Source organism: Paenibacillus solani (assembly GCF_001277345.1).
Classification (GTDB): Bacteria; Bacillota; Bacilli; order Paenibacillales; family Paenibacillaceae; genus Paenibacillus_AQ; species Paenibacillus_AQ solani.
This window is the reverse complement of sequence record NZ_LIUT01000001.1, coordinates 421,684-447,048: the sequence shown is the minus strand read 5'-3', so window position 1 is coordinate 447,048 and position 25,365 is coordinate 421,684. Positions and strand designations below refer to the sequence as shown.

Sequence of the window (25,365 nt, the reverse complement as noted above, 5' to 3'; positions counted from 1 at the left end):
CTTTCCGGTTACCAGATTAACCATTACTTCTGCTTACGTTCGTATTTGAACTATGTATATCATTATATCGGAACTTCCGTTATTTCTTAACCTGCAAAAGAAGGACTTAAAAAGAAAACCGCCTCCTTCTTCTGTGATACTTTACAGGAGAAAAAAAGCGGTTCTCTGGCTTTCCATTCTTTACTTCAGTTTGTGCAACAGATTATAGATGACCTGCGCGCTTTCCGCACGTGTCGTCAAGCCTTCCGGTTCAAAACGGTTCGGAGTGTGTCCCTCAACTAAACCTAGGACATGCGCGGTTTCTACCGCTTCCCGAGCCCATTCCGGGGATGAAGCGAGATCAGCAAATTCGCTGCCTGACCTGCTGTCCCCCTGCGGTTGGTTCTTCGCGTGGGCATATGCCCGAACTAACATAGCCGCCATTTCCTGACGCTTAATTGGAGTTTCGGGATCAAAATGCTTTGTGCTGGTTCCGTTCACGATGCCTGACTGGGCGGCTGCTACCACCGCCTTTGCGTACCATTTGCCAGAAGATACATCGTCAAACGGCGCAGAGCTCTCTGCCCGGAGATCAAGCAGACGAACCAGCATTGCTGCAAATTCAGCCCGGGTCACCTGCCGAGCTGGAGCAAAGCGTTCCATGCTGACCCCTTCAATAAGCTGCTTCGCGGCTAACTCACTAATCACATCCGCAGCCCAGAACGAGGCTTTCACATCGGCAAATATTTTCTCATAGTTGAGCAAGCCGTATGCACTGAAATGCCTGATCTTCCCGATTATGCGGCCATCTTTGTTCATGCCGTCAATATACTCCAACGCACCGTTGTCTGAAATATAGTACATGGAGATTCTCTTGCCACCAGCATCTGTTGGCAGCGGTAATTCAAGCATGATGGGTTGTGCAAATTCAGTTAAGCTAAATGCTTGGCCATCCGCGGTGATCCTTTGCAGCTGGAACTCCAATACATCTCCCGCAGCCGTCAGTTTAGCGCTGGAGACGCGGGCAGCTTGTGTGATCCGCTGCTTCAGCTCCGCATTCGATAGTGTGGCGGCGCTCAGTTTTATCGTGCCCTTCTCAAGCTGATCAGCCTCTGCAAGGCCACCCACCTGACGAAGCACTTCAGCCGGAATTGTAATAGCCATGTTACTCGCTTCTATACGAAGGGAGCCATTCTTCTTGAGAATGTCAGCTGCATTTCCTGGCAGCGTGATATCCGTAAAGTTTCCGTTTAGCATTAAAATTGCCTGTCCATTTGACAGCTTGGCTGCCAGTTCGCTCGCGGATAAGGCAATGCTGCCTGATGGCGGTGATACGGGCGGTGCTATTGGTGGCGTCACCGGTGGTATTACGGGTGGTGTTACCGGCGGTTGGACCGGTGGGTTTACCGGTGGCTGAACCGGTGGATTCACCGGTGGCGTTACCGGAGGCTCCGGACCAGGATTACTACCATCAACCATTCTTACTTTCAAATCATATACCGACTTAAATCCTTCGTAGGTCGCCGAAATCACGGTCGCTCCTTCTGCCAATGCAAGGACTAAGCCCTGTTCATCAATGGAAGCGACCTCCGGCTTGCTACTCTCGTAAGTAATACCATCAATCAAACGGATCCGGCTGCCATCGGAATATACCGCCTCTGTAACAGTCTGATCCGTATCCCCCACCTTCAGCTCTGTTCTGCCGTTCAGGGTAATCGATTCAACGCTTCCCTCTGGCACACGGTCCACCGTAATTAACACATCTGCATAGACCTCCGGGGCTGCCGTGCTGGTCGCTCTTACAACCGCGCTGCCGATATTTTGTGCCGACACGATTCCGTCTACGGAAACACTGACGACATCCTCCGCAGGTTCGGATTGGTATACAGACCACACCACCGTCCGCTCAGCCCCGCTTGGCTTCACTTGGACGCTTAAAGGATGGCTCTCGCTGACGGCAAGACTCAGCTGATCAGGATTTATGATCAACCGCTCCGGCTTGGGCTTCATTACCGATCTCGTCAGTGTAAATTCATCCACGACTCGGCCGCCAATCGTTTTGGTTACAAAGTGAAGCTCGTCTCCCTTCACTTCCACGGAGGCATACATCTGCGCCGGTTCATCATCGACCACCTCATGCCAGCCCCGCTCCGTATGGGAATAGAATTTAGGCCCCGACGAACCTGCGACGACGTAGGTTGAGCCTATTCCATCGGCTGCAATTTGGTTATTCATCATTGGGAAGGTACGAATATAGATATGATCATGACCGTTCAATACGAGATCCACACCGAATTCCTCAAGCACTGGCGCCCACAAGCTCCGTACCTCTGCGGAATCATAGATGCTTCCATATGGCCCGCGGTGGAACATCGCAATGGTCCAATCCTTGTCATTGCTGGCCAGGTCCTGCTGGAGCCATTTTTTCTGATCTTCCAGCTGATACTCGCTGTTCAGCATAATGAAATGAATATTCTTGTAGTCAAAAGAGAAATTGGTTCCCTTCAGACTCTCCAGACCATTGCCCGGCTGGTTGAAGTGAGCAAGGAAATCCCCGTTCTCCTTCGTTCCCATCACTTCATGGTTGCCGATGGCAGATACAAGCGTCGTATGGAGGAAATGTTTCTGGGCTTCTTCAAACCAGTAGTTCCACTGTGCCTCCAAAAACCCCTTATCCACCATATCGCCGGCATGCACCATAAACTCAGCATCCGGGTGCTCGGCTGCCGCCTTATCGATCGTCTTCCCCCACAGCTCGAACTCTTTAGCAGAGGATGCCTGTGAATCAGCAAAATATAGAAATTTTGTCGTATCTCCCGTTACCTCTGTTGTTCTAAAAGAGCCTTGCGTGCTGTAATGACCTTGTCCATCACCGACACGATACACATATTCCGTGTCTGGCTCAAGACCGGCTGCCGTTGCCTTATGGACACGGACAGTGCCCAAATCCAGCGTATGGTACAACTCGCTGGTACCAACGAATTTTTGGATATTCCCCGCAGCGAAATCCGTAAATTCCGATTGCTTGGCCAATTCCACAACAGTATGTTCCGTAGCAGGATCTGTATGCCAGTTCAGCATCCGTGACGTGGTAGGATCTTCGCCCATGCCTACGCTGATATTAGTTGGGATCGGGCTTCCCGCCAGCGGGGAAACCTTGAACTCCAAGGCCGGGCTATATTGATTATTCTTCACGGCCTGTACTTCGTACGTCTTTACCTGAGATGTCAGCGTTCCCGTCTTTAAAATGCCTGCTGCATCTGTCGTCCCAACCGCTGCTCCATCAGCCATAATCATAGCGCCTTCGACAGGCTGACCCTGTGCATCGGTTACGGAGAACTCGGTTTCGTACCCCTGCACCGCACCCTCCTCACTCCAGCTAAGCGCATAATGCGTAGCAATCTGCGAGTTCAGCGGAAGACCGTAGAATGAAAATTCGGTATTACCCGTATCAGCAAAGGACACTCCACCGGATGTAAGGGAAATGATGCTGCTTCCGGTTGCGTTCTTCTTCACGTCATATCGGATTTGTCCAATCCAATCCGTATCCTGCAGAGAAGCGGCATGAATATCCTTCCAGGTCACTCTGACCTTTCCTGTAGTAGGGTCAATGCTTACGCTAATCTGGGATGGACTCAGCTTGTCCCCTGGTATAAGCTGCAGATTCTCCACCTTGGTTAGATCAAATTGAAATTCCAGATGTCCGCTGTGTATTAAAGATGTTTTTACCCCGCTAATGTCCACCGTATAGCTGCCGCCTGCGTAGACCGTATCCGGTGTGCCATACACTACCTTGGCAGCATCCGTGTTTACCGTGAAATGCCATTCCTCGGTCGTTTGGTTGCCGGAGAGGTCACGGACGGTTACTTTCGCCTGATGCACACCATCGGCAAGCGGAACACTCGGGGTGTAATAGATCTTCCCTTCCGGCGGATACAGGGTATGCTGTACCAAACTGCCGTCCAGGTAGAATCGGATTCTGTCCGGATCGATCAGCGTCGTTCCGGGGTGTACCTCAGGATCATAGCCTGCATCCTCCGCGTAAACGGTAATGGTCGGCGTATTCACCTTGATCTCTTCACCGTCCGCAGGCGAAAATTTCTTCAACACCGGCGGATCGATATCGTCATCTGCCGGACCATATAATGCACGTATCTCATCTACGTAGATAACCCCGGCATCCTTCTTCGCGGCCTGAGGCTCCATATAACGAACGGGCATGTCCATCTTCAGAGGAAGGGTTCTTCCCTTGGGCACGGAAGCTTCAAGATACTTCCATCCTTTGAAATCAACACCGATGCTCTGATCTGTAAAATCGAGCGGTATATTGCCCTTGCTGTCATAGATCTGGGCGCGGAGCCAATGCCCGTTACCATCTCCGTAAACCCACATACTAATCTTCTCTGGATAACCCGGAATTTCGATATGATCTCCGGCCTCCTTCGCCTGCAGATAGGCGCCAGAAGTGCCTGTCGTTCCGGTAAAATCATATTCCAGCTTTAATGCTCCATTTCCTGATCGAATGTAGGTCTCGTCGGTCTCAATGGATACTTTGGTTGACTTATACTGGGCTCCTGCGCTTGGTAGATAACGGTCAAGCCCATTCTCGAAGTCCTCCAGCATGACGGGTGGAATTCCCACGTTCACATCCATGGAGGCCTCCACTTGACCGTACTTCACGAAGATTTTACCGCTGACATCCTGTTTATCCGTTGCGGTGATCACGCCGTTCCCGTCAATCGTACCGATCTCTCCTTCCGTTCGCCACTCCAAGCGGTTATTGTCTGCTTGCACCACTTGTCCATTGCGGAGCGCAATGACCTTGAGCGTCTCTTTAGAACCCGAAGAGAGGGTTTTTACGACGTCGGGAAATCTGAGCTCTGTTAGCTCGTCCACCACCTCAACTTTAGCTGTTCCGGTCAGATTGCCGGATTGCACCGCAATCTCCGTTAGCCCGGCAAGTTCCCCGGTCTTGAGAGTGCCGCTAGAGTCAATGGTTCCATAAACTGGGTCGATACTCCACATCAATGACTCAGTCATCCTGGCCGGATGCAGATTCTCATCCACCGCTGCCGCCTTAAAAGTTGCAGAGGAACCCGTTAATACTCTCTCCATTGTGGGAGCCACGACCAGTTTATTCGCTGCTCCTTCAAGAGCCTTGTTCACCAGTAAAATACCGTTGGCCGTCTTGCGTTCACCGCCATCTGATGGCGAGTTGAGTACCTTGACCATCGATTCTCCAGGCAGACGCGCGACAAATGTAGCCGAACCGCCACCGTCCAAATTCAGCGCGTTAACCACACCCAGCTCTTTCAGCATTTCGCCAAGCTCCATGTAGCTAAGCCCTTCACTGAAGCCGGGCTGACGGCCATCAACTTCAAACAACACAACCGATCCGTCCGCTTTGGTGCCAACCACCGTTCTTGGATGTATGGCTGGATCGGTATGCTGCTGAACAGCGCCATCCTGCACCAGCATCACATTACCGCCGATCGCCATCGTGACGTCCTTCCAAGCTTCTTCAAACGCAAAGGTCGCGGTCACTTCGTCACCTGGATTTAGACCTGCAAGCTTGTTTCGCTGCGATCCTGAAGCTGACAGCACCACTTGATTTTTTCCGATAGAAGAGTTCCCCTGATCCTTAAGAATGGAGGCCACTCTCATTGTCATGGTTTCCCCACTGGCGGCTCTGCCGCTTACGATATCCAGGATAACCTCGTCGCCAAGATTATTCGTCATCGTTGTTGCTTGAAATTTTTCAGTATAAAGAACAAGGGCGTCCGTCCCCCGAAGACGGTTGATGGATGATAGACTGCTTAGGGTTCCGCCTATCGACACGTTTTTCGTCAATTTCGGACTTCCGAACAAAGTAGTTCCATCCTTCTTGATTCCGAATGCCAGCCGTCCATTAGGCGGATCAGTCAGAAACTCCCCATCTCCCATAAACAATCCGAGCGGAATCCCGGTGGACATATCATAAAAATCCCCGTTTACTGCGGCAATGACACGGTTGCCTTCCTTGTCCGCCGCGGATGCCATGCTGCTGACCCCTTGCATGCCGTATACCTTGCCGTCCGTGAGTCCGGGCTGAAGCTCGAGATTCCCTTGCGAGGAATGAAATTCTACCATGTGGATCTTCTGCTCACCACTGCCCTTCTTCATATTTGCCCATGTGTATGTAGCCCCTGGCCCAATCTCCGTTTGGCGCATATCAATAACCGACGGCGAGGCAGCAGGATTAGCAGATGAAGCAGATAATCCGGTAGGAAACAGAAGCGATAGAAACATCACTCCGCTAAGCAACGATGATATTTTCTTTTTGTTCCGAAACATGTACATGAATTCCTCCTTCTCTAAGCTGGGGATCTGATTTCTCCCTACTGCGTCTTTCAAAAAATGAGAGACCTACTCGGGAGTATAGAGCTTACTTGTTAATTCCACCTCCAATCTGTATTAACAAGAAGTTAATTTACTCTCTCTATCATATTGAAATTTTATTTCGAAATTCAATATATTTTATAAAATATTATTTTAATTTTGGGCAGGAATTTTCTCTTGGATGCCGTAAGCTGGCCCTCCCTCTCCTTTTCTGAACATGCCTAACATATATTCACGCTGAAAACGGTAAATACACTATCTTCACAAACACCAAAAAAAACTGCAGCCCTTAGCTGCAGTTTTTCAAGTAATTTGTTATTTTTTTGGAGTGACGTTGCCACTTGCATCAATCTTCGCATTATATGAAAGCTTGTTCAATTTCGCGATAATTTCTTTATTATACTTTTTATCCATCAAGTTCGGTTGACCGCTAATAATTTTCACTGGTGTTACCCGGCTTGTGATCTTGGAACCTTGGATATCCACATGCACCATCATGGATTGCAGCGTTTTATCTCCGCCCCGGGTCGAACGGTTAAATACGAAATTACCGAGTGAGTAATAAATAGGTTTACCTTTGTAGTATTCAATGCCCATCAAGGTATGGCTATGGGAGCCGATAATGATGTCCGCACCGGCATCAATCATTTTCTTCGCCATCGTACGCGCATAATCTTCGGGATAATCCGCAAATTCCTGGTTCCAGTGTATGTACACGATCGTATAATCATTCATTTTCGCCGACTGTTTAATATGACTCAGCATCGGCTCCATCGTGTAGGCAGAAGCTGCGCCGGGATGGTTCTTGCCGGCAATCCAGGAATTATCCGAGAGCACCCGGCTGACGCCCAGTACTGCTACTTTTTTGCCGTTTATTTTCTGCACATAAGGCTTGAAAGCCTCGTCAATCGTACGCCCTGCACCTGTATACCCGATCTTCTGGCGATTCAGATGTGTAATCGTATCCAGCATAGCCTGCTGCCCGTAGTCCAGAATGTGGTTATTAGCAAGTGTAACACCATCGATCCCCGCATAGACCAAGCATTTGAGGGTATCCGGCTTCGAACGGAAAGCAAAGGTTTTCTCCGCTGCCTTGCCTCGAATGGACACTGGGGTTTCCAGATTGGCAAAAGCCATGTCCGCCTTTTTCAAGATAGGGGCTACCTTTTTAAACGGGAATTCATTTCCGAATCTATCAATCTGGCTGCCGACAAATCCGTCCAATAATATATCACCAGCAAAAACCAGCTGGATCGGTTTGTCATCTGCAGTCTTCTTTCCCTCGGTGCCTGCCGCTGAAACGATACTCATCGGTAAAATCATGGCAATCACCAGAATAAATCCTATTAATCTCTTCATACGCATACCGCCTTTCCACTCATATCTCCTATGAAACTAGTATTTCCCTCAAACATCCTATCACAAATGGATATAAAAGGGTAATTGCATAGAGGGAACCATAAATCGAACGAAGAGGATTATTCCCTCCCTATTTGTTCATAGTCATAGACTTAAATCGGGGGCAAAAAGTTTCATCTTTTTGGTGTTATATTGAAAACATCATCAAACCCTTATATATTTAAACTTATCGTCATTAATAGAAGCGATGAGATTACGTTTTGCAGCAAATAAACAGTGTAATGGTTACATATAAGTAAAAGGAGCTGCAATTCATGGATACGGATATTCACTCTATTGGAGGGAAATCAGCCATCATGGATGAAACGGACCGCAAGATCATTGCCATTCTTGGTAAGAATGGACGAATATCCTATACGGATTTGGGCAAGGAAATCGGATTATCCCGGGTTGCCGTACAGGTCAGAGTCAATGCCCTGATCGATGAGGGCGTCATTGAACGATTCGCGGCGGTTATTAATCCGGAGAAAGTCGGGATTTCGGTGTCCGCTTTTTTTTAATGTGGAGGTTGAGCCCAAATATTTGCAACAAGTGGCGGATACGCTCGAGCACGAACCGCAAGTCACAAGCCTCTATCATATGACCGGTCCAAGCAAATTGCATATGCACGGGCTGTTTACTGATCATCATGAAATGGAATTGTTTTTACACGAAAAGCTCTATCTGCTCCCGGGCATTACAAGCGTAGATACACAAATCTTAATCAAACGCTATAAAAGCCGGATGGGTATCAGACTCTAACTCTAAATGACTTCGACAGAAAGGAATCCTGCCTTGAATGATAAAACCAGCAATCCATATGTAGAATTAATACTCGGTATGTTTCGAACCGGAATACTCGGTTATGGCGGCGGTCCTTCCGTTATTCCTTTGATTTATCATGAAGCGGTCATTCGTTATAAATGGCTCAGTGACGATGAATTCGGTGAAGTACTCGCCTTGGCCAATGCCCTTCCGGGTCCCATCGCCACGAAGATGGCAGCCTATCTCGGTTATCAGAAAAAAGGGGTGCTCGGCGCTGTAGTGGCCGTTCTCGCGCATATTTTTCCAACGAGCATCGCAATGATTGCACTCTTGTCAGCGGTGACTTTTCTCAGCAGTTCCAAGATCGTTGCCGGCATGATCGCTGGCGTTACACCGGTCATTGCGGTCATGCTGGGAACGATGGCTTACGAGTTTGGCGAGAAGGCAGTCAAAGGTCTCGGCATCTATGTCGGCATCGGATTTTTCGTCCTGTCGTTCCTTCTGCTGGAGAGCATTCAAATTCACCCAGCCATCGTTATTTTACTGTTCCTTGCTTACGGCACCGTGCATTTCAAATTCGTAGCGAAGTTAAAAAAACAAAGACGGGATAAGGAGGGCTCCGCTTAATGGAAGAATGGCTTCAGCTGCTGATCAGCTTTTTTGTCTCCAATGTCCTCGGATACGGCGGCGGTCCCGCTTCGATTCCGCTCATGTATAAAGAGATCGTCACGAATCACGGCTGGCTCTCCGATACGGAGTTCTCCAACATGCTTGCCCTGGCCAACGCGCTGCCCGGACCGATCGCGACGAAGATCGCCGCATTTGTCGGATACGGTGTATCCGGCTGGATGGGCATGACCCTTGCCCTTGCAGCGACAGTCATACCTTCCGCTGTAGCCCTCGTCTGGCTGTTGAACCTGCTGCAGAAACATCGCAATTCGCCGGTCGTTAAGGGTATGACACTGTTGGTTCAGCCCGTCATCGCCATTATGATGCTAACGCTGACGTGGCAGATCGGCAAAAACTCCGTCATCTCCATCGGCCTCCTGCAATCCCTTGGAATTGCGGCCGTCGCCTTCTGGGCCATGAATATCCGCAAAATCCATCCGGCGCTGGTGATTTTGGCGGCTTTTGCTTATGGAGGACTGGTGTTGTCGCAGGTGGTGTGAGTTTTTCTCGATAGATTCGCTTAGCATTAAGTATAAGTTTTAGCGAAAGGACTACGGATCACCGTAGTCCTTTTTTTCTATTTCAATGAAGTTACATTCTGAAAGAATAAATCGGTCAGGTTGTTGCGAAAACTAGGTTAATTCTCATCCAGGAGGAAATGAAATAGATGAAAAAGATAACACTAACCCTTATATGTGTCCTACTTTTATTAGGATTACCACAAGGGGCATTTGCAGATCATGAAGCTTTACGGCAGCTCAGAAAGGACACAGATTTCATTATCTATGTGCCTCAACAGTCAAAAATGGATTGGAAACTGGAAATCCCTGTTCCTTATCCGTACAAACCTGGCGAGAAAAAAATTACCTATACCAGATTTAGTTACTTTGATATGTCTGGAGCTATTTATTTACTTGGAGTCGAACAGCATAAAGCATACGATTACAAGGCAACCCACTCAATTACTAGCATCGATTTACAGAATAACACCAGTTTAACCAAACAAGAAGAGCGTACATTTACATTCAATTCAAGAGGAGAACTGGTCACATGGGGAGATATTGAAGCACGATTTGAACCTTGGATGAATAAAGAACAGAATGGTGGCTTTCTGAAATGGATTCAAGGTAATACTTACATTGAAATGAGCAGCGTCGTATTGACAAGGGAGCAGATGATTGAAGTCGCTCAATCAATGAAGCCCTTTGAATCCTAGTTTATTTCATCAAGTGAATTCCTAGAAAGCTACATTTTTTACCTATCCAGTATAAAAACAAGGCCAAAAGAGCGAGTTTGATGGGCATATATCCATCATATACTCGCTCTTTTTTCATAATTCCCCGGGGAATACAGGGCCTACCCCCTCCCCATCACCACCCCCACCTTGCCCTCATGGACCTCCACCTTATACTTCTTCACCCGGATCCGGTCACTGAACAGCGACTTGCCGGTTTGCAGGTCAAACTCCCAGCCATGCCAGGGACAGCGCACGATCTCGCCTGCCCTGCCGTATTCGTAATCATATACTTCCGAAGGAAGCGTCGTGCCGGAGACCAGTCCCGCGCAGATCGGCGCTCCCTGATGCGGGCAGTAGTTGAGAATGGCATGATACTCGCCATTTATTCGATAGATGCCAATTTCGCGTCCCTCAATGTTTACGACCGCGTGGCCGCCCTCCGGAATGTCCTCCTCCGAAAGTACGTAATATACTCCCATGCCAGCACCTCCTTGCCATCAACCACGGGGTTTATCAACATCATCTACTCCCTCAATCCAGCCGATACAGCTGCTTCGCATTCTCATAAAAGATCTTCCGCCGCGCTTCCGGCTTCAGGCCCCGCAGAATATGGCTAGGCGAGTCGAAGTCCCAATGTGGGTAGTCGCTGGAATAAAGCAGCATGTTCTCGGCATCGATCATATTGAAGAGATCGATGAGATGCTGCGGATTGTCCGGCTCCTCGATCGGCTGCGTCGATAAGTAGCAGTGATCCCGGATGTATTCGCTTGGCATTCTGGTCAGCCAGGGCACGGTTGAACGCAGCGCCTTATAGTTTTTGTCCAGTCGCCACATCAGGGCCGGCAGCCAGGCCACTCCGCCTTCAACCAGAACGACCTTGAGGCTCGGATACTTCACAAACACGCCCTCGCAGACCATGCTCACCAGATGCGCCATGAACATCTGGGAGAGACAGGTGTGCCACTCGATGTAGCGGGTCGGGTAACCGGCTGCGGTGGGAGCCGTTGAGCTCCCGCCGCCTTCTGCTCCCGGGTGGATCGCGACCGGAAGACCTTTACGCTCCGTCGCTTCGTAGATCGGATGATAGTAACGCTGTCCCAGCGGCGAACGCGCCGCGCTGGAGATCATAACCTCCACGATATCCGGATGGCCGCCGATCCTATCGATCTCGCGTGCCGCCAGCAGTGGGTCCTGGGTGGCCACCACCATGGCTCCCTTGAACGCTTTATGCTTGCCAAGCCACTCGGCAATCAGATAATCGTTATAAGCTGAGCATATCGCTGCAGCATAATCTGGATCATGGGTAGACGAAATGTTGTAGACGACTCCCGTCAACACGGCATAGTCCAGATTGTAGCCTTCGATTAACTGCTTGATCATATAATCGGGATCCGAGCCAGCTTTGCCTCCCCCCGGAGGGATCGAGTCTTTTTTCATCACGCCGATCGGCGAGTAATAACCTGAGCCTGCATAACCGATGCCGGATGCAGCAACCCGGGAGCGCCAGGGCTCCTGCAGATATGGAAGCAGCGCCCTGTCGTCCTGCTCGTTATGAACGTCGACATCGATAATTTTCATATCGTCCATTGCCTGATTCCTCCATCTCCGCTTGTGGATTATTTGCCGCCATATGTGCGAGTATAGGCGGTGTTATACATGGCAAGGAGTTCATCGGATCCGAGTTTTTTGGCCTGGTCAATAAATTGCCCATAGGTGGTATCGTTAATCGGCGTTTTGCCGGTAACAAACTCCGTCACCTTCTGCTCAAGGAATTTGTTCAGATTGTTCAGCTTCGATTTCTCAAGCTCCAGCTCTTCTTCTGTCTTTACGATCTGTTTCGGTGCGGGAATAATGTACTGCTCATACCTTGCATTGATATCCTTGCTCTTCTCGCTCAATCCGCGCTCCCATACTTCACGGGATTTGGCATTATTCAGTGTAATCAAGTCATACCATACGCCCCAATCCTTGCGCAGCGCATTAAACGGAGACTCGCCGAAGTCCTTGTTATAAACGGCTTTGCTGTCCTCCATCGTATAAGTTTTACCTTCGATGCCCAGGGATAAATAATTCGTTCCCTCTTCGCTGACCAAATAATCGAGGAACTGGACTGCGCGCTCCTTATCCTTCACCTTGGCCGAGATGGCTCGACCAACGGTGCCAACGACCGGACGGGAAAACTGATAGTTCTTGATCCCTTCGGCGGCAAAGGAAGGAATCGCATCCAGTTCATATTCCGCCGTCCCTGCCCCCCGCGCTTTCGCGACAAGCGACTCCAGATCAGCCTTCCAGAAGAAGGTCACCAAGGATTTACCGGTAAGAATCCGTTCCTCCCATTGCGCCTGCGTCAGCAGTGAAAATTCCGGGTCCAGCAATTTTTCCGCATACAGCTTATTCAGGTACACCAGCATATCTTGATAATTCTCATGGTAAGGTGCGAAAGCATATTGATCCGTAGTCGGATCCAGATTGTAGAAGCCGCTGATGCCTGTGAAGATACGCCCAAAGGTTGTATACAGCCCCGTATCGCCCACAATCGCGTTTGAGATGAGCGGATAGGAACCCGGAACCTTTTCCTTCAACATTTTCAGATACTGATAAAATTCATCCACCGTGCTCGGTGCTTGTATCCCGTGTTGGTCCATAATGTCCTTGCGAGCATACCAGATAAAGTTGAAGCCCTTGCCTTCCGCATCTCCCTCCAGTACAGGTACGGTGTACAAGCCTCCGTCCGTACCCGTTGCCAGTGCCTTGGCTTCAGGATATTTCTCGTAAAAGGCTTTCAGATTCGGCGCTCGATCCAAATAATCGTTGAGATTCAGGAACACCTTCTCCGGCCCATGCTCCCTGCCGTCCTGCGTCGGCACCTGGATAAAATCCGTGGCGGTATTCGTAGCAATCATGATCTGTCTTTTCTCCTCAAGCCCTTCCTGGCTGACGATCTGGAACTTCACTTTAACACCCGTCTTGGCCTCGATCTCTTTGAAGATCTCCCAATCATCCCGAACCTTGCCCTCGACCCGGTCGTATACCAGCCATGAAAAAGTAACCGGTTTGTCAGGGCTTAACGTCCCCGAATCCCCCTTGCTGCCGCCCGTGCATCCCGTAACCAGCATCGCGCAGAGCAGGATTATGGCAAGTGCTGTTCTGAACCCCTTTCGCCTCATTCCCAAACCTCCTTTTTATCTCCACAACGTATAGAAATGGATTTGCTCGAAATCCATAACTACCCCTTAATGCCGCCAATCATCGTGCCTTGTACAAAATATTTCTGAATAAACGGATAGACGCACAGGATCGGCAGCGTACCGATTATGATCATGGCGTATTTCAATGTCTCCAGATGCGTCAGATCTCCCTCGCCCTGCACATTCGTGCCTGCGATCAGAATGTTGCGCATCATGATCTGCAGTGGATACATTTCCCGGTTATTCAGGTAGATCAAAGCGCTGAAGAAAGAATTCCATTGATTCACGGCGGTGAACAGGCCGATCGTTACCATGACAGGCACAGATAACGGCAGCACAATTCGCACCAGAATCTGCATGGACCCACACCCATCGATGGCGGCCGCATCTTCAAGCTCCTCCGGCAATGCTTCAAAGAATGTCCGCATGATGAACAAGTACCATGTGCTGATCAGAGACGGGAGGACAATCGCCCAGATCGTGTCCAGCATTCCCAGCTTCTGAACGATCAGGAAGGTCGGAATCATCCCCCCGCTGAAGAGAAGCGTGAACGCCGCCATCAGCAGGATCACTCTTCGTCCAGGCAGCCACCGCTTCGCCAGCGGGTAAGCCATCGCCGATGTCGCAATTAACGTCAGCAAAGTATGAAGGAATGTGTAGCGAATTGTATTCCAATAACTGACCCAGAGATCGGGGTTATAGATGAGCTGCTCGTAAGCGATCAGCGTAATCTTTTTCGGCCATAGCAAGACCGAACCGCTCGCAACCATGGCATTGTTGCTGATGGAAGCCGAGAACACGTACACCATGGGGTAGGCCATCACAATGATCAGCACAATCATGAACAATACATTGAGTACGTCAAACAGCTTCGAGGCCAAGCTTTCCTGCTTTTTCATCGCGCACCTCCCTTACCACAAGCTGGTCTCCGAATATTTGCGTACGATCCGGTTGGCTGCAACGACCAGAATGAAGCCAATCGCCGATTGGAACAGGCCCACCGCGGTTGCGAAGCTGAAATCGGCGTCCAGGATACCCCGCCGATACACAAAGGTGTTAATGACATCCGAGGTTTCATAATTCATCGTGTTGTAGATCAAGAGGATTTTCTCAAAGCTGGCCTCCATGAAATTGCCTAGCGACAGCACGAACAGAATGATCATGACCGGCACCATGCCGATGAACGTAATATGCCGAACCTGCTGCCACCGATTCGCTCCGTCCATCTTGGCCGCTTCATACAGCGTCGGATCAATGCCGGCAATCGCAGCCAGATAGAGAATGGTGCCCCATCCTACCTTCTGCCAGATTTCAGAGCCCACATACACCGTCCTGAACCACTCCGGTATGCCCAGAAACATAATCGGCTCCATACCGAACAGCTTGACGAGGAGATGATTCACCACACCCGTGGTCGGAGACAGGAAGGTGACAAGAATGCCAGCGATCACGACGGTAGACAGGAAATGCGGCATGTAGCTGATGTTTTGCACAAACCGTTTGAACCATTTGCTCTTCAGTTCATGGAATAGAATCGCCAGGATGATCGGCGCCGGAAAATGAAACAAAAGATCGTATACATTCAGCATGATCGTGTTGCGAATCAGCTTCCATGCATCGGGGGTGACATAGAAGAATTCAATTAAATGCTTGAGACCGACAAACTTGCTTCCCAAAATGCCCCGGCCGATCGAATAGTCCTGAAAGGCGATAATAATGCCGTACATCGGCGCGTACTTGAATATCACGTAGTACAAAATGCCGGGCAGCATCAGCAAGTACAACGCTTTATGTTTTCTTAGAATATAGATGGTCCGTGATAGCTGCGCCAATAATCCCCACCTCCGCTTGAAAGCATTTACATTTCGGTTGTTGTCCCCACTATACGAGCCGTGTTCCCTCCCCGTAAAGCTAACATCTTTTCCTTAAGACTCTCCTTTTGCAGCGCAGGCGGTGCAAGGCTTTACGCCCTAGTCCTATGCAAAAAAAGAGACTTCAGAAAAAAATGCAGTCTCTTTTTTTCCCTATTGATGAAGGTTCCTGTATTTGGCAGGCGTGATCCCTTCATACCGGCGAAAAGCCCGAATCAAAGAGTTCCTCCCCCAATACCCCACCTTCTCGGCAACATCATCGATCTTCATATTCGTTTCGAGTAATAGGTGCTTGGCCTTCATCAGCCGATACTTTGCGATATATTCCACGTACTTCTCGCCGACCTCCTCCTTGAAGGTCCTGCTGAAATGCCCAATCGACATATTCAACATACCTGCAAAATGCTCGATCGACAGCTCTTGATCATAGTGCTCATGAATGTATTTCACAACCTCACTGAATTGTTGACTCCGGCTGGTCGAAGCCGGCTTCCGAAACAGAAAGCCATGAATGTCCTCGAAGCATTGCGTCAGCTCGTCCCATGTCATGCAGCGATTCATTCGTTCGAACAGACTCGAGTAATACGGAACATTCAGTTCATTGCGCTCGGATTCCACGGCGCGAATCCAGGTATTGAGCACATCGGCAAGCAAATACTTCATCTGAACTGCTGATGCATCCTTGGTTTTCCCCTCTTCCAGCAGAGCAAGAACGGATTGAAGCAGCTTGTCATACTCACGTGTTTTGTACTGATTGACAATTCGCTGGACCTCCTGCACTGCGAGGAAAGAATCCCACTGCTGAAGCTCCCGGGAAGGCTGACTTCCACATATCTCCACGGGTGAAAGCAGCCCGCGATATGTCAGCATGGCACAAGCATGGTCATAGGAATAGTGCAGTTCTTCCACCACGTGGACGGTTCTGCCGATACCGATCGTTGCTTTATAGTAAGGACTGTACTCCAGCAAAATGTTCCGAATTTGCTCCGCTAATTTTTCCGGATAACCTTTAACCTCCGTGATATGACCGTGCTCCACAATGCAAGCCATCAGATCCGGCCTTGTCTGGCAGATCCAGACCATACCGGGTGCCAGCCGGTGAATTTTGTCCTTCAGCGCTGTCAGCAAAAAAGTCTTGGAGGATTCCGATGCCGCATCGTAAAACGACCGGTCATAGTGGAAGGAGATACACAGTACAGTTCTAGCGGCCTTATGGATGTAAGCGAATTCAATTTCCTTGGCATAGAATTCAATTGATAGAGCATCGCGGTATTGCCCCAGCAGGATTTTCGTTAAAAATTGCTCCTGCATGACTGGCAGCATCCCATTCACCATCTGAAACAGCTCTTTATTCTCCGTCATAATGAACTGAGAGTAACGTTTGATGAGGTCGAACTCGTTTCCTTCATGACCGGCCTCACCCTTCGGAACATGATGCAACTTCAGTCCATCCTTTATCTCCCGGATCGGCAGGTATAAGCGCCGGCTTAGATAGTACGAGGTAAGTGCGCCGACAACGAGGAAGAACAGCAGGAACAACCAACAGATCCAGCGAGTCATATAGACTGGCTTCATCAATGTGCCTACATCAATCATGCTGATATAATGCCAGGACTCGTTAAAGCCGGATGGCATAAAGGATAACCCTGTCTTGTCCGATATCGTAAATCCCGAAGAAAAACCATCCGTGCGTATTCGCTGCTGCAATACGAGTTGATCGTACGGTTTCAAGCCATGTTGGGCTATCACATTGGCGCTCTCATCCATAATCGCGGTGCCCGTGACCCACCTCTCTGGCATATGGATCTGCTCCTCAAGCTTGTCTGATTTCACCTCAACCAGAAGATAGACTTCAGGGGAAGCCGTATTAAACGGATAGCTTATCGAAGCTGTTAAAGAGGTTGATGACTGCATGAAATCCATCATTTTCTTGCCAGACAATTCGGATTCCAGCTGATGGCGGCGGTTTAAATCCAACGGATATCGCGATTGAAAATAATATGCTTTATTCGTATAGGTCTCTGCATCGATCATCAAATCCTGATGTACAAAATAGTAATAAGCCTTCTCGACGAGATCATCCGATTCCAGCTGCTGCAGCTGCTCCCGCAGGGAATGGAGCAGTTCCGGAAGCAGCTGGCTATCCGGCGAAGAAGCCATGGGAGTGAGAAGCACGCTCCGTAATCTGGAGGTGCTGAGGATATTAATCATGCTTGTCTTCAAGGCTTGAAGCTCCTTGTCCGTCTGCTCGGAGAATCGATTCATCATCACTTGATTGAAACGCTCGGCATCCTTCTCTATGATACTAACGACCAGCACCTGGGCAAGAACAGACGCAACAATTACAGGAATGAGAATGAGGAGAAAATAATTGGCGAACAGCCTCCAAAACAGGGTGTTTTTCCTCGGCTGCTGAGAGTTGGCATTCCCCGGCTCGGGAGATTGGTTAGGCAGTATTCTGGGCTTCATGCATGTTCCCCCTATATTGAAATTGCAAATATAATCTTGTATTTACGTCTACTATATTTTGGTGAATGTTATATTATTCGCTACATCTTCTGTGCATGGGCCAAAAGCTTATAATAGAATCAGTGCTAACCAAAAAGAAACCTTGGACGGCATCAAGCCGTTCAAGGTTTTCATTGATTTTTGAACTTTTCAATTTGCACTGAGACCCTTTTATCCCAATTGTTATTTTTCCAAATCAAATGTCTTAATCAACTCACTAACTTCTTCCAAAGTTTTATATTGTTCTCTTAAACTCCTGCCTTTAATTTTATTTTCCAGATCCAGTGTTTCTACTATTTGAGATACATAAGAGGTGTATACTTCCAGCTTTTGATTCATCTCATCATTTGATTCGCCAGCAACACGGTTACTTAAAGAGTAACCAACGGGTAATGATGTCGTAGGACTATTAAAAATATTTATATCATCAGGAAAATTTACGTACTCACCAACAGAATTATATTTTTTGGTCAGATTGAAGTTATGATAAATGTTGGCATATGCTCCGACCAGTGCATTCACATAATCAACATTGTCCTCTTGATGGCCAAGTGCAGTTTTTAAATCTAGTAACACTTCACTTTGCTGAAAGGCATATTGAAGGATCGCTCCTTTTTTCATATCCGTATTTTCACGATATAAGAAAAATAAACATACTATTAAAACAACATTTAAGCCTAATGAAATCGAGATTATGCTTTTCCATTTACTAATCCTCATAACGGATTCCTCCCACGCGAAGATATATTCTAGCCTGAGATCTTATACAAACAGGGCCAGGATTCCCTGGCCCTTGATATCATCTTTAGTCATTTCATTAAGAAGGAAATACCTTTAAGGCTCTATACCGATCTATTGAGACCGCCCCTATTCTTGTTGTTCCGCTGTGTTTGATTTCTTGAACATCATGATGCTCACTGAATCGTTCAATTTAATCATTGCATCGATATCCGCACCCTTACTGCGTAACCTCCACCATTAAACGGTCGCATTCCTGTAGGAAGTCGTGAGGCTGATCCAGGAACAGATAGATTTGATCCACCTGTCTACGCTTTCCATATGGACCCGTTACCATGATTGGTTCCTTCAGCTGAATAAGCACATTCGGCTCAGTGACTAGAGGTATAAATGATGTCTTTAGTTGTTCATTCGTCAGCTTCTCATACTTAATTAAGTCCACAGACGCGATATGCTCCCTATCGATAGTAGATAGTAGCTGATTTCCATACCGAACCACGATTCCCTTCTCGGAAATCAATATTGGATTTAAACGCATCGCTCGTAATTCGGCAATAAGTACCATAATTAAATACACATTTCCTGCAGAGATGATCCATGCAATCGTGTGAGACCATTGCGCCATAATGATGTGCACCAAAGCGCCTTCTAGCAGCAGCATCTTGGATGCAAACAAAACGATAATCAACCATCCTGAATTGAGATGATAACTGAACGAGGTGGAGTCTGTTCGCACATACGGCTTTGCCCTCCAAGAGAACATGGCATAAAACAGCACGGAAAGTTCATGCATGAGAACAGGAACCATTTTGGAGTGACCCAACGTAGTATCAAGGCTTAACCTGAGAGTCTCAAAGGGATGAGTATTCACGATACTCTGTCTTTTCATCCTGAGCAGATTGCGCACAACGGAATAAATCATACAGCCAATGAATGCTGCTTCTAAAGGGATCAAAATATATTTCACAACGTCAAGCGTTCCTTGTGCTGAATTCGGCATAATGAACACCAAAGCGATATAACCCAGCAGCGCGAACGGAAGAACTGACAGGAATCGTTTGTTGCTTTTACGGTAAACGAGGAAATACAGCAGCACCGGGATCGCAACCACAAAATCCAAAGTAATCCCCAAAGTAAGCCACGTATCATGATTATTAAACAAGGTTAGAGTTAACAAGGATCAGATCCGCCATAATAATCAAAAGACAGGCACCTATAAAATAACTCATGTTATTTCTCTGAAACTTGACCATTGTCCCAAACCACTCCCTTTGTTCGTATCTCATTCTAATATAGGGCAGTTTGGTATATTTTCCAATTAATTATGAAATTATTTTAAAACAATTCAATTTCACTCGGACCCGGTACTACTGTGTTCTTAATACTGTAATGCGGCTAGAACACACTAGATCGCATGATCTATTCCTGCAGAAACCGGAGTTTTTTTCAATGAGAAGGACAGCCATATACAGTAAAGGACAAGCACCAGCAAAATGATTAGATCATATCCGATAAATGCATCACTATTGTCATTACCGACAAACTGGATAAAGTTATGTATGAAGTGGAACAGAATGAGAGGAATGATATTGTTGTTTTTCACCATTAACAGAGCCAGGACGGCGCCTATAAGCAGAGCATATACAATCTGTAAAACCGTTTGAAATGCATCCTGCCCGGATAAAACGTTCAGTACATGCGTGATTGCAAATAGTATACTGGAGGTGATGACGGCCGTTTTAACGCCTTTTGGCAGCAGTGTCTTCAGGATCAAGCCCCGATAGATGCTCTCTTCGACAAACCCAACAAGCAGAGTGAAGAATATAAAGAACAGGATCTCAGAAACACCGATCTCACGCATCCCTTTAAGAGAAATGACGACCAGAATAAGGAGTAAGGGCGAATAATAGACCCAACCGGCGGCGGGGATACTACTCAGCTTACGGAATCCGAGCGCATTCCACTTCTTTTTCCATGTAAAGTACACCATCAACACCAGAGCGATTGGGATAAATGAAATCAGAACAGGTGAAGTATAACTCAATTCATTAATGGTAGCATAAGCTCCGGCAGCAAATACGGCTAATAACAATAGAACCTCGATAATAACAACAGTTAGAACCGGTCTTCTGTGTGATAAAGAAACCTTAGTTTTCGGGTTTGACATGGTTCAAATCCTTCCTCTCCATAATATCCTTCAGCCATTGCCGTTCCATCTGTAGATGGTTCAGTCCATACGCCAGAACCGAAACCCGATAATAATAATTCTCCGGATGTTCGATCTCAGCCAACTCTCCCGCCACGATGCTCTTCACCGCTTCAAGCATGTGAATTTCTTCATCTACCTTAAATGTATATTCTGCCAGACGTTTTTGACGAATATCTTCATCCAAATAATCGAAGAAGAATATGCGGATTAGCTGCTCATTGCGCCCCGCCTGTATCGGTCCGGACAACCATTCGAGAAAAGCCTGTTGGCCGCTAGGCTGCAGAGTATACAGCTTCTTGTTCTTGTTATTGTCGGTTTCTGTTAATGAAACCATGTCTTTGTCTGCAAGTCTCTTGAGAGCAGGATATAGACTTCCATAACTCGCTTTGTAGAATGTGCCTACAGTACTGTCAATTGTTTTCTTTAAGTCATAACCGCTCATAGTTCCTTCCATCAGCATGCCGAGGAGGATGTACTCCAGCATTTCATCACCACATTTCTTATAATGTATCTATTCGATATATCTAATCGATATATTTATAATTACATTTTTCTCCAACATAGTCAAGGATAAATTTAAAATATTTCCTCTTCTTCTCCTCAATCAACAAAAAACCGCGCTTGAAGCCCGTATCCAGACTTCAAGCGCGGTTGTTATTCCATTCGTTCAAACACTTTAAAACGCCGATTTTCCAGTAATGCCACCAACCTGTCATCATCCACAATATAGATTTCCGTACCCTCCGGCAGCTCATTCGATGCAAAATTCGTATCCGGATATTGGTCCGGCTCTACCTTCTTCTGAACCGTGCCCGCCAAGGTCAGGTCCGTGTCTGCAAAAGCCTCAGGGCGCTCTATACCCTTTCCTATATATTCATCATCATTATACTTCAACAGTGAAGCGTAACTGGCTGACTGTTTGCTGCACCCTACGCATTGGATCAACAACAGGCTGAGAACCATAATCCCTGCTAGCGGTAGCTTTCTGCCCATAGGTCATCCTCCTTTGCAGTATAGTCCAGTTCGTATCATGTCTTATTTACTGATAAAGCGGAGCATACAGCACATCCAAACGTTCCATCAATTCTTCCGCATCATAGCGAATGAACGCGCCATTTACCGTACCGATGAGCACTTCATGATCCGTTACACTCAGCGCGCCGTTTCTGGCATCCTGTTCGAGCAAATCCACATTCCCAGTGATTACGTTATGCAACCTTCCCAAACTCTTGCCACTCTCCTTGTCCAGCACCACAAGATCGCTTTCCAAACTCAAAAGTAAATAGCGTCCCAAAATTCCATAGCTGCTGCCAACCAGATGGGAGAGATCATCGCTCGCTGCAGCCGTATTCACCATCTTCCATATGACGGTGCCGTCCTCTATTGCCACGGCTGCCGGAATGCCATTTAGGGTAAGATACACTCGTTCTCCCTCTATGACCGCCCGCGCTGCTTTCCCCTCCACTGTCCAAACAACCTTGTCTTCGTTACTATCATACAATAAACTTTCATACGCGGTTGCCCCGCTGAAGTATTGTCCATTCAGTGCCCGCTGTACCAACAGATACCGCTCATTCAGCACCTCAAACCGTTCCATCTCACGGGCTGGGTATCCACCTTCACGCTCGCCGGTTTTTGTATTGAGCAGAACCCATTCCTTGCCCAGCATCATCCATCTTGTTGTGATGTCCGCAGGAGATAACGGATCATACCGATATCCTCCTGTGAAATAAGGATCTTGGGTCGGATCATCCATAAACTTGTTCCCGACTTTGTAATTCCACACGGCTTTGCCTGTATCGTGATCATACGCGTAAAGCCGTCCATTCTGTTCGATCAGCACATACGGATCATCCGAGCCCTGATTCAGCAAACGGTGCTCACCGGATAATGTCTTTTTCCAGCGGAGCTTTCCGGTTTCCTGATCCAGCACACTCAGCACGCTTTTGGTTTCATTCAGATTGAGCGGCTCATCTATAATAATTGTGTTAGCTGCAGCTTTCATCTTCAGGCCAAACTCATTCTTGGGTTTAACCTCCCATAACACTTGTCCATCCGATAACCGGATATGTCGCACTCTGGCCACATAGTCCTTAATCGCCGGGTTATAGGCCGAAAACATCGTGACATGCTTCCGATCTTGATCCACAACGGCCGTGTATGCTCCAAATCCTGCATCCTCCTGCCACAGCTTCTTGCCGGTGCTGCGGTCTATGGCGTACAAGGAAGAATTGTCGTGCATCCCGCTGAACCCTCCATCATCCCCCTTGAGGAGCAGGACATCCTCATTAGCCTCAAGCAGAAAGGTATGATTCAAATTACCCCGATTCCTCCAATTCGGCTCAGCTTCTATGGTTTTTAGAGGCGGTGTTACTGTAAAAAGGTAGGTAAACTCGTAATCATCGCCTGGACTATAACTCCGCTCGAATGGCCCGGCTGCAGGAATTGCCCACTCACTGGCTGTCAGCTTTCCGGATGGGGAGAAGGTCACGCTGTAATAGCTATCATGCTGCTCATATCTCCAGGTCTCTCCAAATATCATCGGTTTGCCTGAACGGGGCTCCTGATTCCGTGATATCTCTCTTGCCTGCGGCTCCCCAAGAAGTGTTTTCACATAAGTAGAAGGGGTCCCTTTCTTGAATAGAATTTCCGTCAAGTTGCGCACTACATCGGTCGGCACTTCTGAATCCCCACCCAGAAGCTGGTCAGGCATTGATTTCCCTGGCTGTTACGTCCTTACCCTGCACCCACAATATTGCCGGACGATATATTTGGTAATCTTCCTTCCACTTAGAACGACTGATCATGACGCCATACCAGTCCTTCCACTGCGCTATAGCGATAAGGGATGTTTCCGTTTGGGATATCGGCCATCTCAATGCACTTCCGGGAGCAAGATAGATATTGCCGCTGCTGCGCAATTGAAGCGAGAGCAGGGAGATTTCCTTCACATTGGCCGCTTCCTTGGAAAGATACCAGGTCGGGAGCCATAAGTCCGCCGGTTACCGAATCGTGGCATTGATCTCCTGTTAACTTAAAGCGCAAAGGATTACCTAGCGCATCAACCACGGCGTGAATTTTGGGGGTTAGTCCGCCACGGGAACGTCCTATTGCTTGCTTGAGGCTCCCCCTTTTGCTCCTGCTGCATGTTGGTGAACACGGACGATCGTCGCGTCAATCATGACGCTTTCCCAATCAGGTTCTGTGGAGACATGCGCTAAGATTTTGTCCCAAATGCCGGCGATTTTCCAACGGCAAAATCGGCTGTAAACGCTGGACCAAGAGCCGTAGTACTTCGGTAAATCCCGCCAAGGTGCACCAGTTCGTGCAATCCATAACATGGTATTCAGCATATAGCGATGATCTTTCGGGGGTCTCCCTCCTTGTGGTTTTCGTTCCGGCGGCAGTAGGTCCTTAATCTTTTCCCATTGGTCGTCACGTATTTCATATCGTCTCATCATACTTATTATTTACCCAAATTATGGGGTCACAGTTTGCATACACGCCCTAGTTCATTAGTGAGGATGATGATAATGCTCAACAGTAGCAAAAAAGGTCTGATACTATTAATTATTGCAACATTATTCTGGGCAGGGAACTATATCTGTGGACGATATCTTGCCCCGGCTTTGCCTTCAACATTGTTGAATACAGTTCGTTGGGGAATTTCAGCCCTAATTCTGTGGGCGATGTTACGAGCAAGAAAACAGAAACTCCCTTTATTCTCTAGATGGAAGGAACTATCACTACTTGGATTTCTCGGAGTCTTCGTTTTCTCAACGCTTACGTATGAGGGATTAACATTAACCGGGGCGTCAAGGGCTGGTATGATTACGGCACTGATTCCGATTTTTATTTTGTGTACACCGCTCGTGTTAAAAGAAAAAGTTGCACCACGAGCTTGGATTGGATCAGTGATTTCGATTGTAGGTGTTTTTTTGTTATTCGATAGTAAAACATCCGAATCGAGTAGTGGTTCACTTATGGGAGATGTCATTATTCTTCTGTCGTGTGTTGTTTGGGGGTTATATACTGTACTAGGTAAGAAGTTTGGTGATACTATCGATTCATTAACATTAACGGCAGGCGCGGCAGTTTATGGAAGTATTTTCAGTGCGATTAGCTGTATAGGTACAATTAATCCGGCGGAAATTGATATGACACCAATCGCATGGCTCTGTATTCTTTACGTGAGTACATTCGCATCAGTAGTTGCCTATTTATCTTGGAATGCAGGCGTAAAACTGATAGGAGCGGCAAAGGGGGCTCCCTTTATCAATCTGTTACCAATATGGACTGTACTATTAGGTGTAGTTTTACTTGGAGAGCAGATCTCATGGATTGCTTTAGCGGGTGGTGTTATAGTGATGTTGGGAGCCCTGCTTGCAAATAGCAGAACTAATAAATCAACATAAAATGGGTTAA

The 25,365-nt window shown here is 47.7% G+C and carries 20 protein-coding genes and 1 pseudogene; 5 read left to right on the top strand and 16 right to left on the bottom strand.

The window, feature by feature from the left end:
* Positions 1–180 precede the first annotated feature (180 nt).
* Together AM231_RS01945 and AM231_RS01940 are read right to left on the bottom strand one after the other, a co-directional pair.
* On the bottom strand, positions 181–6,312 hold the full coding sequence (locus tag AM231_RS01945; RefSeq protein WP_054401074.1) for a phosphodiester glycosidase family protein: 6,132 nt from the start codon (positions 6,310–6,312) through the stop codon (positions 181–183).
* Positions 6,313–6,672: 360 nt separating this feature from the next.
* On the bottom strand, positions 6,673–7,716 hold the full coding sequence (locus tag AM231_RS01940; protein ID WP_054403512.1) for a CapA family protein: 1,044 nt from the start codon (positions 7,714–7,716) through the stop codon (positions 6,673–6,675).
* Positions 7,717–8,030: 314 nt separating this feature from the next.
* Between AM231_RS01940 and chrS the strand changes: the two are divergent.
* The 4 genes and pseudogenes from chrS to AM231_RS01920 all read left to right on the top strand — a co-directional run bounded on the left by chrS (position 8,031) and on the right by AM231_RS01920 (position 10,405).
* Positions 8,031–8,517, top strand: a pseudogene (gene chrS / locus AM231_RS01935) (chromate efflux transcriptional regulator ChrS).
* A 33-nt stretch (positions 8,518–8,550) separates the two neighbouring features.
* Positions 8,551–9,147: a chromate efflux transporter ChrB gene (gene chrB / locus AM231_RS01930; protein ID WP_278044599.1), complete on the top strand. Its 597-nt coding sequence runs from the start codon at positions 8,551–8,553 to the stop codon at positions 9,145–9,147.
* Positions 9,147–9,689, top strand: a complete 543-nt coding sequence (gene chrA, locus AM231_RS01925; RefSeq protein ID WP_054401072.1) for a chromate efflux transporter ChrA — start codon at positions 9,147–9,149, stop codon at positions 9,687–9,689. The genes chrB and chrA overlap by 1 nt, the downstream gene beginning before the upstream one ends.
* Before the next feature lie 167 nt (positions 9,690–9,856).
* A complete protein-coding gene (locus AM231_RS01920; protein ID WP_054401071.1) occupies positions 9,857–10,405 on the top strand; it encodes a hypothetical protein in 549 nt (182 codons plus the stop codon).
* A gap of 140 nt (positions 10,406–10,545) precedes the next feature.
* On the opposite strand, the gene AM231_RS01915 is transcribed toward AM231_RS01920, so the two are convergent.
* The 14 genes from AM231_RS01915 to AM231_RS01855 form a co-directional block, all read right to left on the bottom strand.
* Positions 10,546–10,905 (bottom strand): Rieske (2Fe-2S) protein, encoded by a 360-nt coding sequence (locus AM231_RS01915; protein WP_053489570.1) that lies wholly within the window; start codon positions 10,903–10,905, stop codon positions 10,546–10,548.
* Positions 10,906–10,957: 52 nt separating this feature from the next.
* Entirely contained in the window at positions 10,958–12,013 is a 1,056-nt protein-coding gene (locus AM231_RS01910; protein WP_054401070.1) for an amidohydrolase family protein, read from the bottom strand.
* A gap of 29 nt (positions 12,014–12,042) precedes the next feature.
* Positions 12,043–13,593, bottom strand: coding sequence for an ABC transporter substrate-binding protein (locus AM231_RS01905; protein ID WP_054401069.1), 1,551 nt, complete (start codon positions 13,591–13,593; stop codon positions 12,043–12,045).
* Positions 13,594–13,652: 59 nt separating this feature from the next.
* On the bottom strand, positions 13,653–14,513 hold the full coding sequence (locus AM231_RS01900; protein WP_054401068.1) for a carbohydrate ABC transporter permease: 861 nt from the start codon (positions 14,511–14,513) through the stop codon (positions 13,653–13,655).
* Between the two features lie 12 nt (positions 14,514–14,525).
* Positions 14,526–15,446: an ABC transporter permease gene (locus tag AM231_RS01895; protein ID WP_054401067.1), complete on the bottom strand. Its 921-nt coding sequence runs from the start codon at positions 15,444–15,446 to the stop codon at positions 14,526–14,528.
* A 192-nt stretch (positions 15,447–15,638) separates the two neighbouring features.
* Positions 15,639–17,954, bottom strand: coding sequence for a helix-turn-helix domain-containing protein (locus AM231_RS01890; protein ID WP_054401066.1), 2,316 nt, complete (start codon positions 17,952–17,954; stop codon positions 15,639–15,641).
* Between the two features lie 222 nt (positions 17,955–18,176).
* The gene (locus tag AM231_RS01885) at positions 18,177–18,713 is read right to left on the bottom strand and encodes a hypothetical protein (protein WP_054401065.1); all 537 of its coding nucleotides are present in this window, start codon (positions 18,711–18,713) and stop codon (positions 18,177–18,179) included.
* A gap of 238 nt (positions 18,714–18,951) precedes the next feature.
* Positions 18,952–19,893, bottom strand: a complete 942-nt coding sequence (locus AM231_RS01880) for a hypothetical protein (RefSeq protein ID WP_207383523.1) — start codon at positions 19,891–19,893, stop codon at positions 18,952–18,954.
* Between the two features lie 243 nt (positions 19,894–20,136).
* Positions 20,137–20,898 carry a CPBP family intramembrane glutamic endopeptidase gene (locus AM231_RS01875; RefSeq protein ID WP_054401063.1) on the bottom strand — a complete coding sequence of 254 codons (762 nt, stop codon included), beginning with the start codon at positions 20,896–20,898 and terminating at the stop codon, positions 20,137–20,139.
* Entirely contained in the window at positions 20,879–21,424 is a 546-nt protein-coding gene (locus AM231_RS01870; protein ID WP_054401062.1) for a PadR family transcriptional regulator, read from the bottom strand. The genes AM231_RS01875 and AM231_RS01870 overlap by 20 nt, the downstream gene beginning before the upstream one ends.
* A 170-nt stretch (positions 21,425–21,594) precedes the next feature.
* Positions 21,595–21,933 carry a hypothetical protein gene (locus AM231_RS01865; protein WP_054401061.1) on the bottom strand — a complete coding sequence of 113 codons (339 nt, stop codon included), beginning with the start codon at positions 21,931–21,933 and terminating at the stop codon, positions 21,595–21,597.
* A gap of 46 nt (positions 21,934–21,979) precedes the next feature.
* Positions 21,980–23,620 carry an outer membrane protein assembly factor BamB family protein gene (locus tag AM231_RS01860; protein ID WP_242615047.1) on the bottom strand — a complete coding sequence of 547 codons (1,641 nt, stop codon included), beginning with the start codon at positions 23,618–23,620 and terminating at the stop codon, positions 21,980–21,982.
* A 25-nt stretch (positions 23,621–23,645) separates the two neighbouring features.
* Positions 23,646–23,891, bottom strand: a complete 246-nt coding sequence (locus AM231_RS29805) for a hypothetical protein (protein ID WP_242615046.1) — start codon at positions 23,889–23,891, stop codon at positions 23,646–23,648.
* Between the two features lie 156 nt (positions 23,892–24,047).
* Positions 24,048–24,398, bottom strand: a complete 351-nt coding sequence (locus AM231_RS01855) for an IS5 family transposase (protein WP_242615182.1) — start codon at positions 24,396–24,398, stop codon at positions 24,048–24,050.
* Positions 24,399–24,473: 75 nt separating this feature from the next.
* Here AM231_RS01855 and AM231_RS01850 point away from each other — a divergent pair, with 75 nt between their 5' ends.
* Positions 24,474–25,355 carry a DMT family transporter gene (locus tag AM231_RS01850; RefSeq protein WP_054401059.1) on the top strand — a complete coding sequence of 294 codons (882 nt, stop codon included), beginning with the start codon at positions 24,474–24,476 and terminating at the stop codon, positions 25,353–25,355.
* Positions 25,356–25,365: the final 10 nt, after the last annotated feature.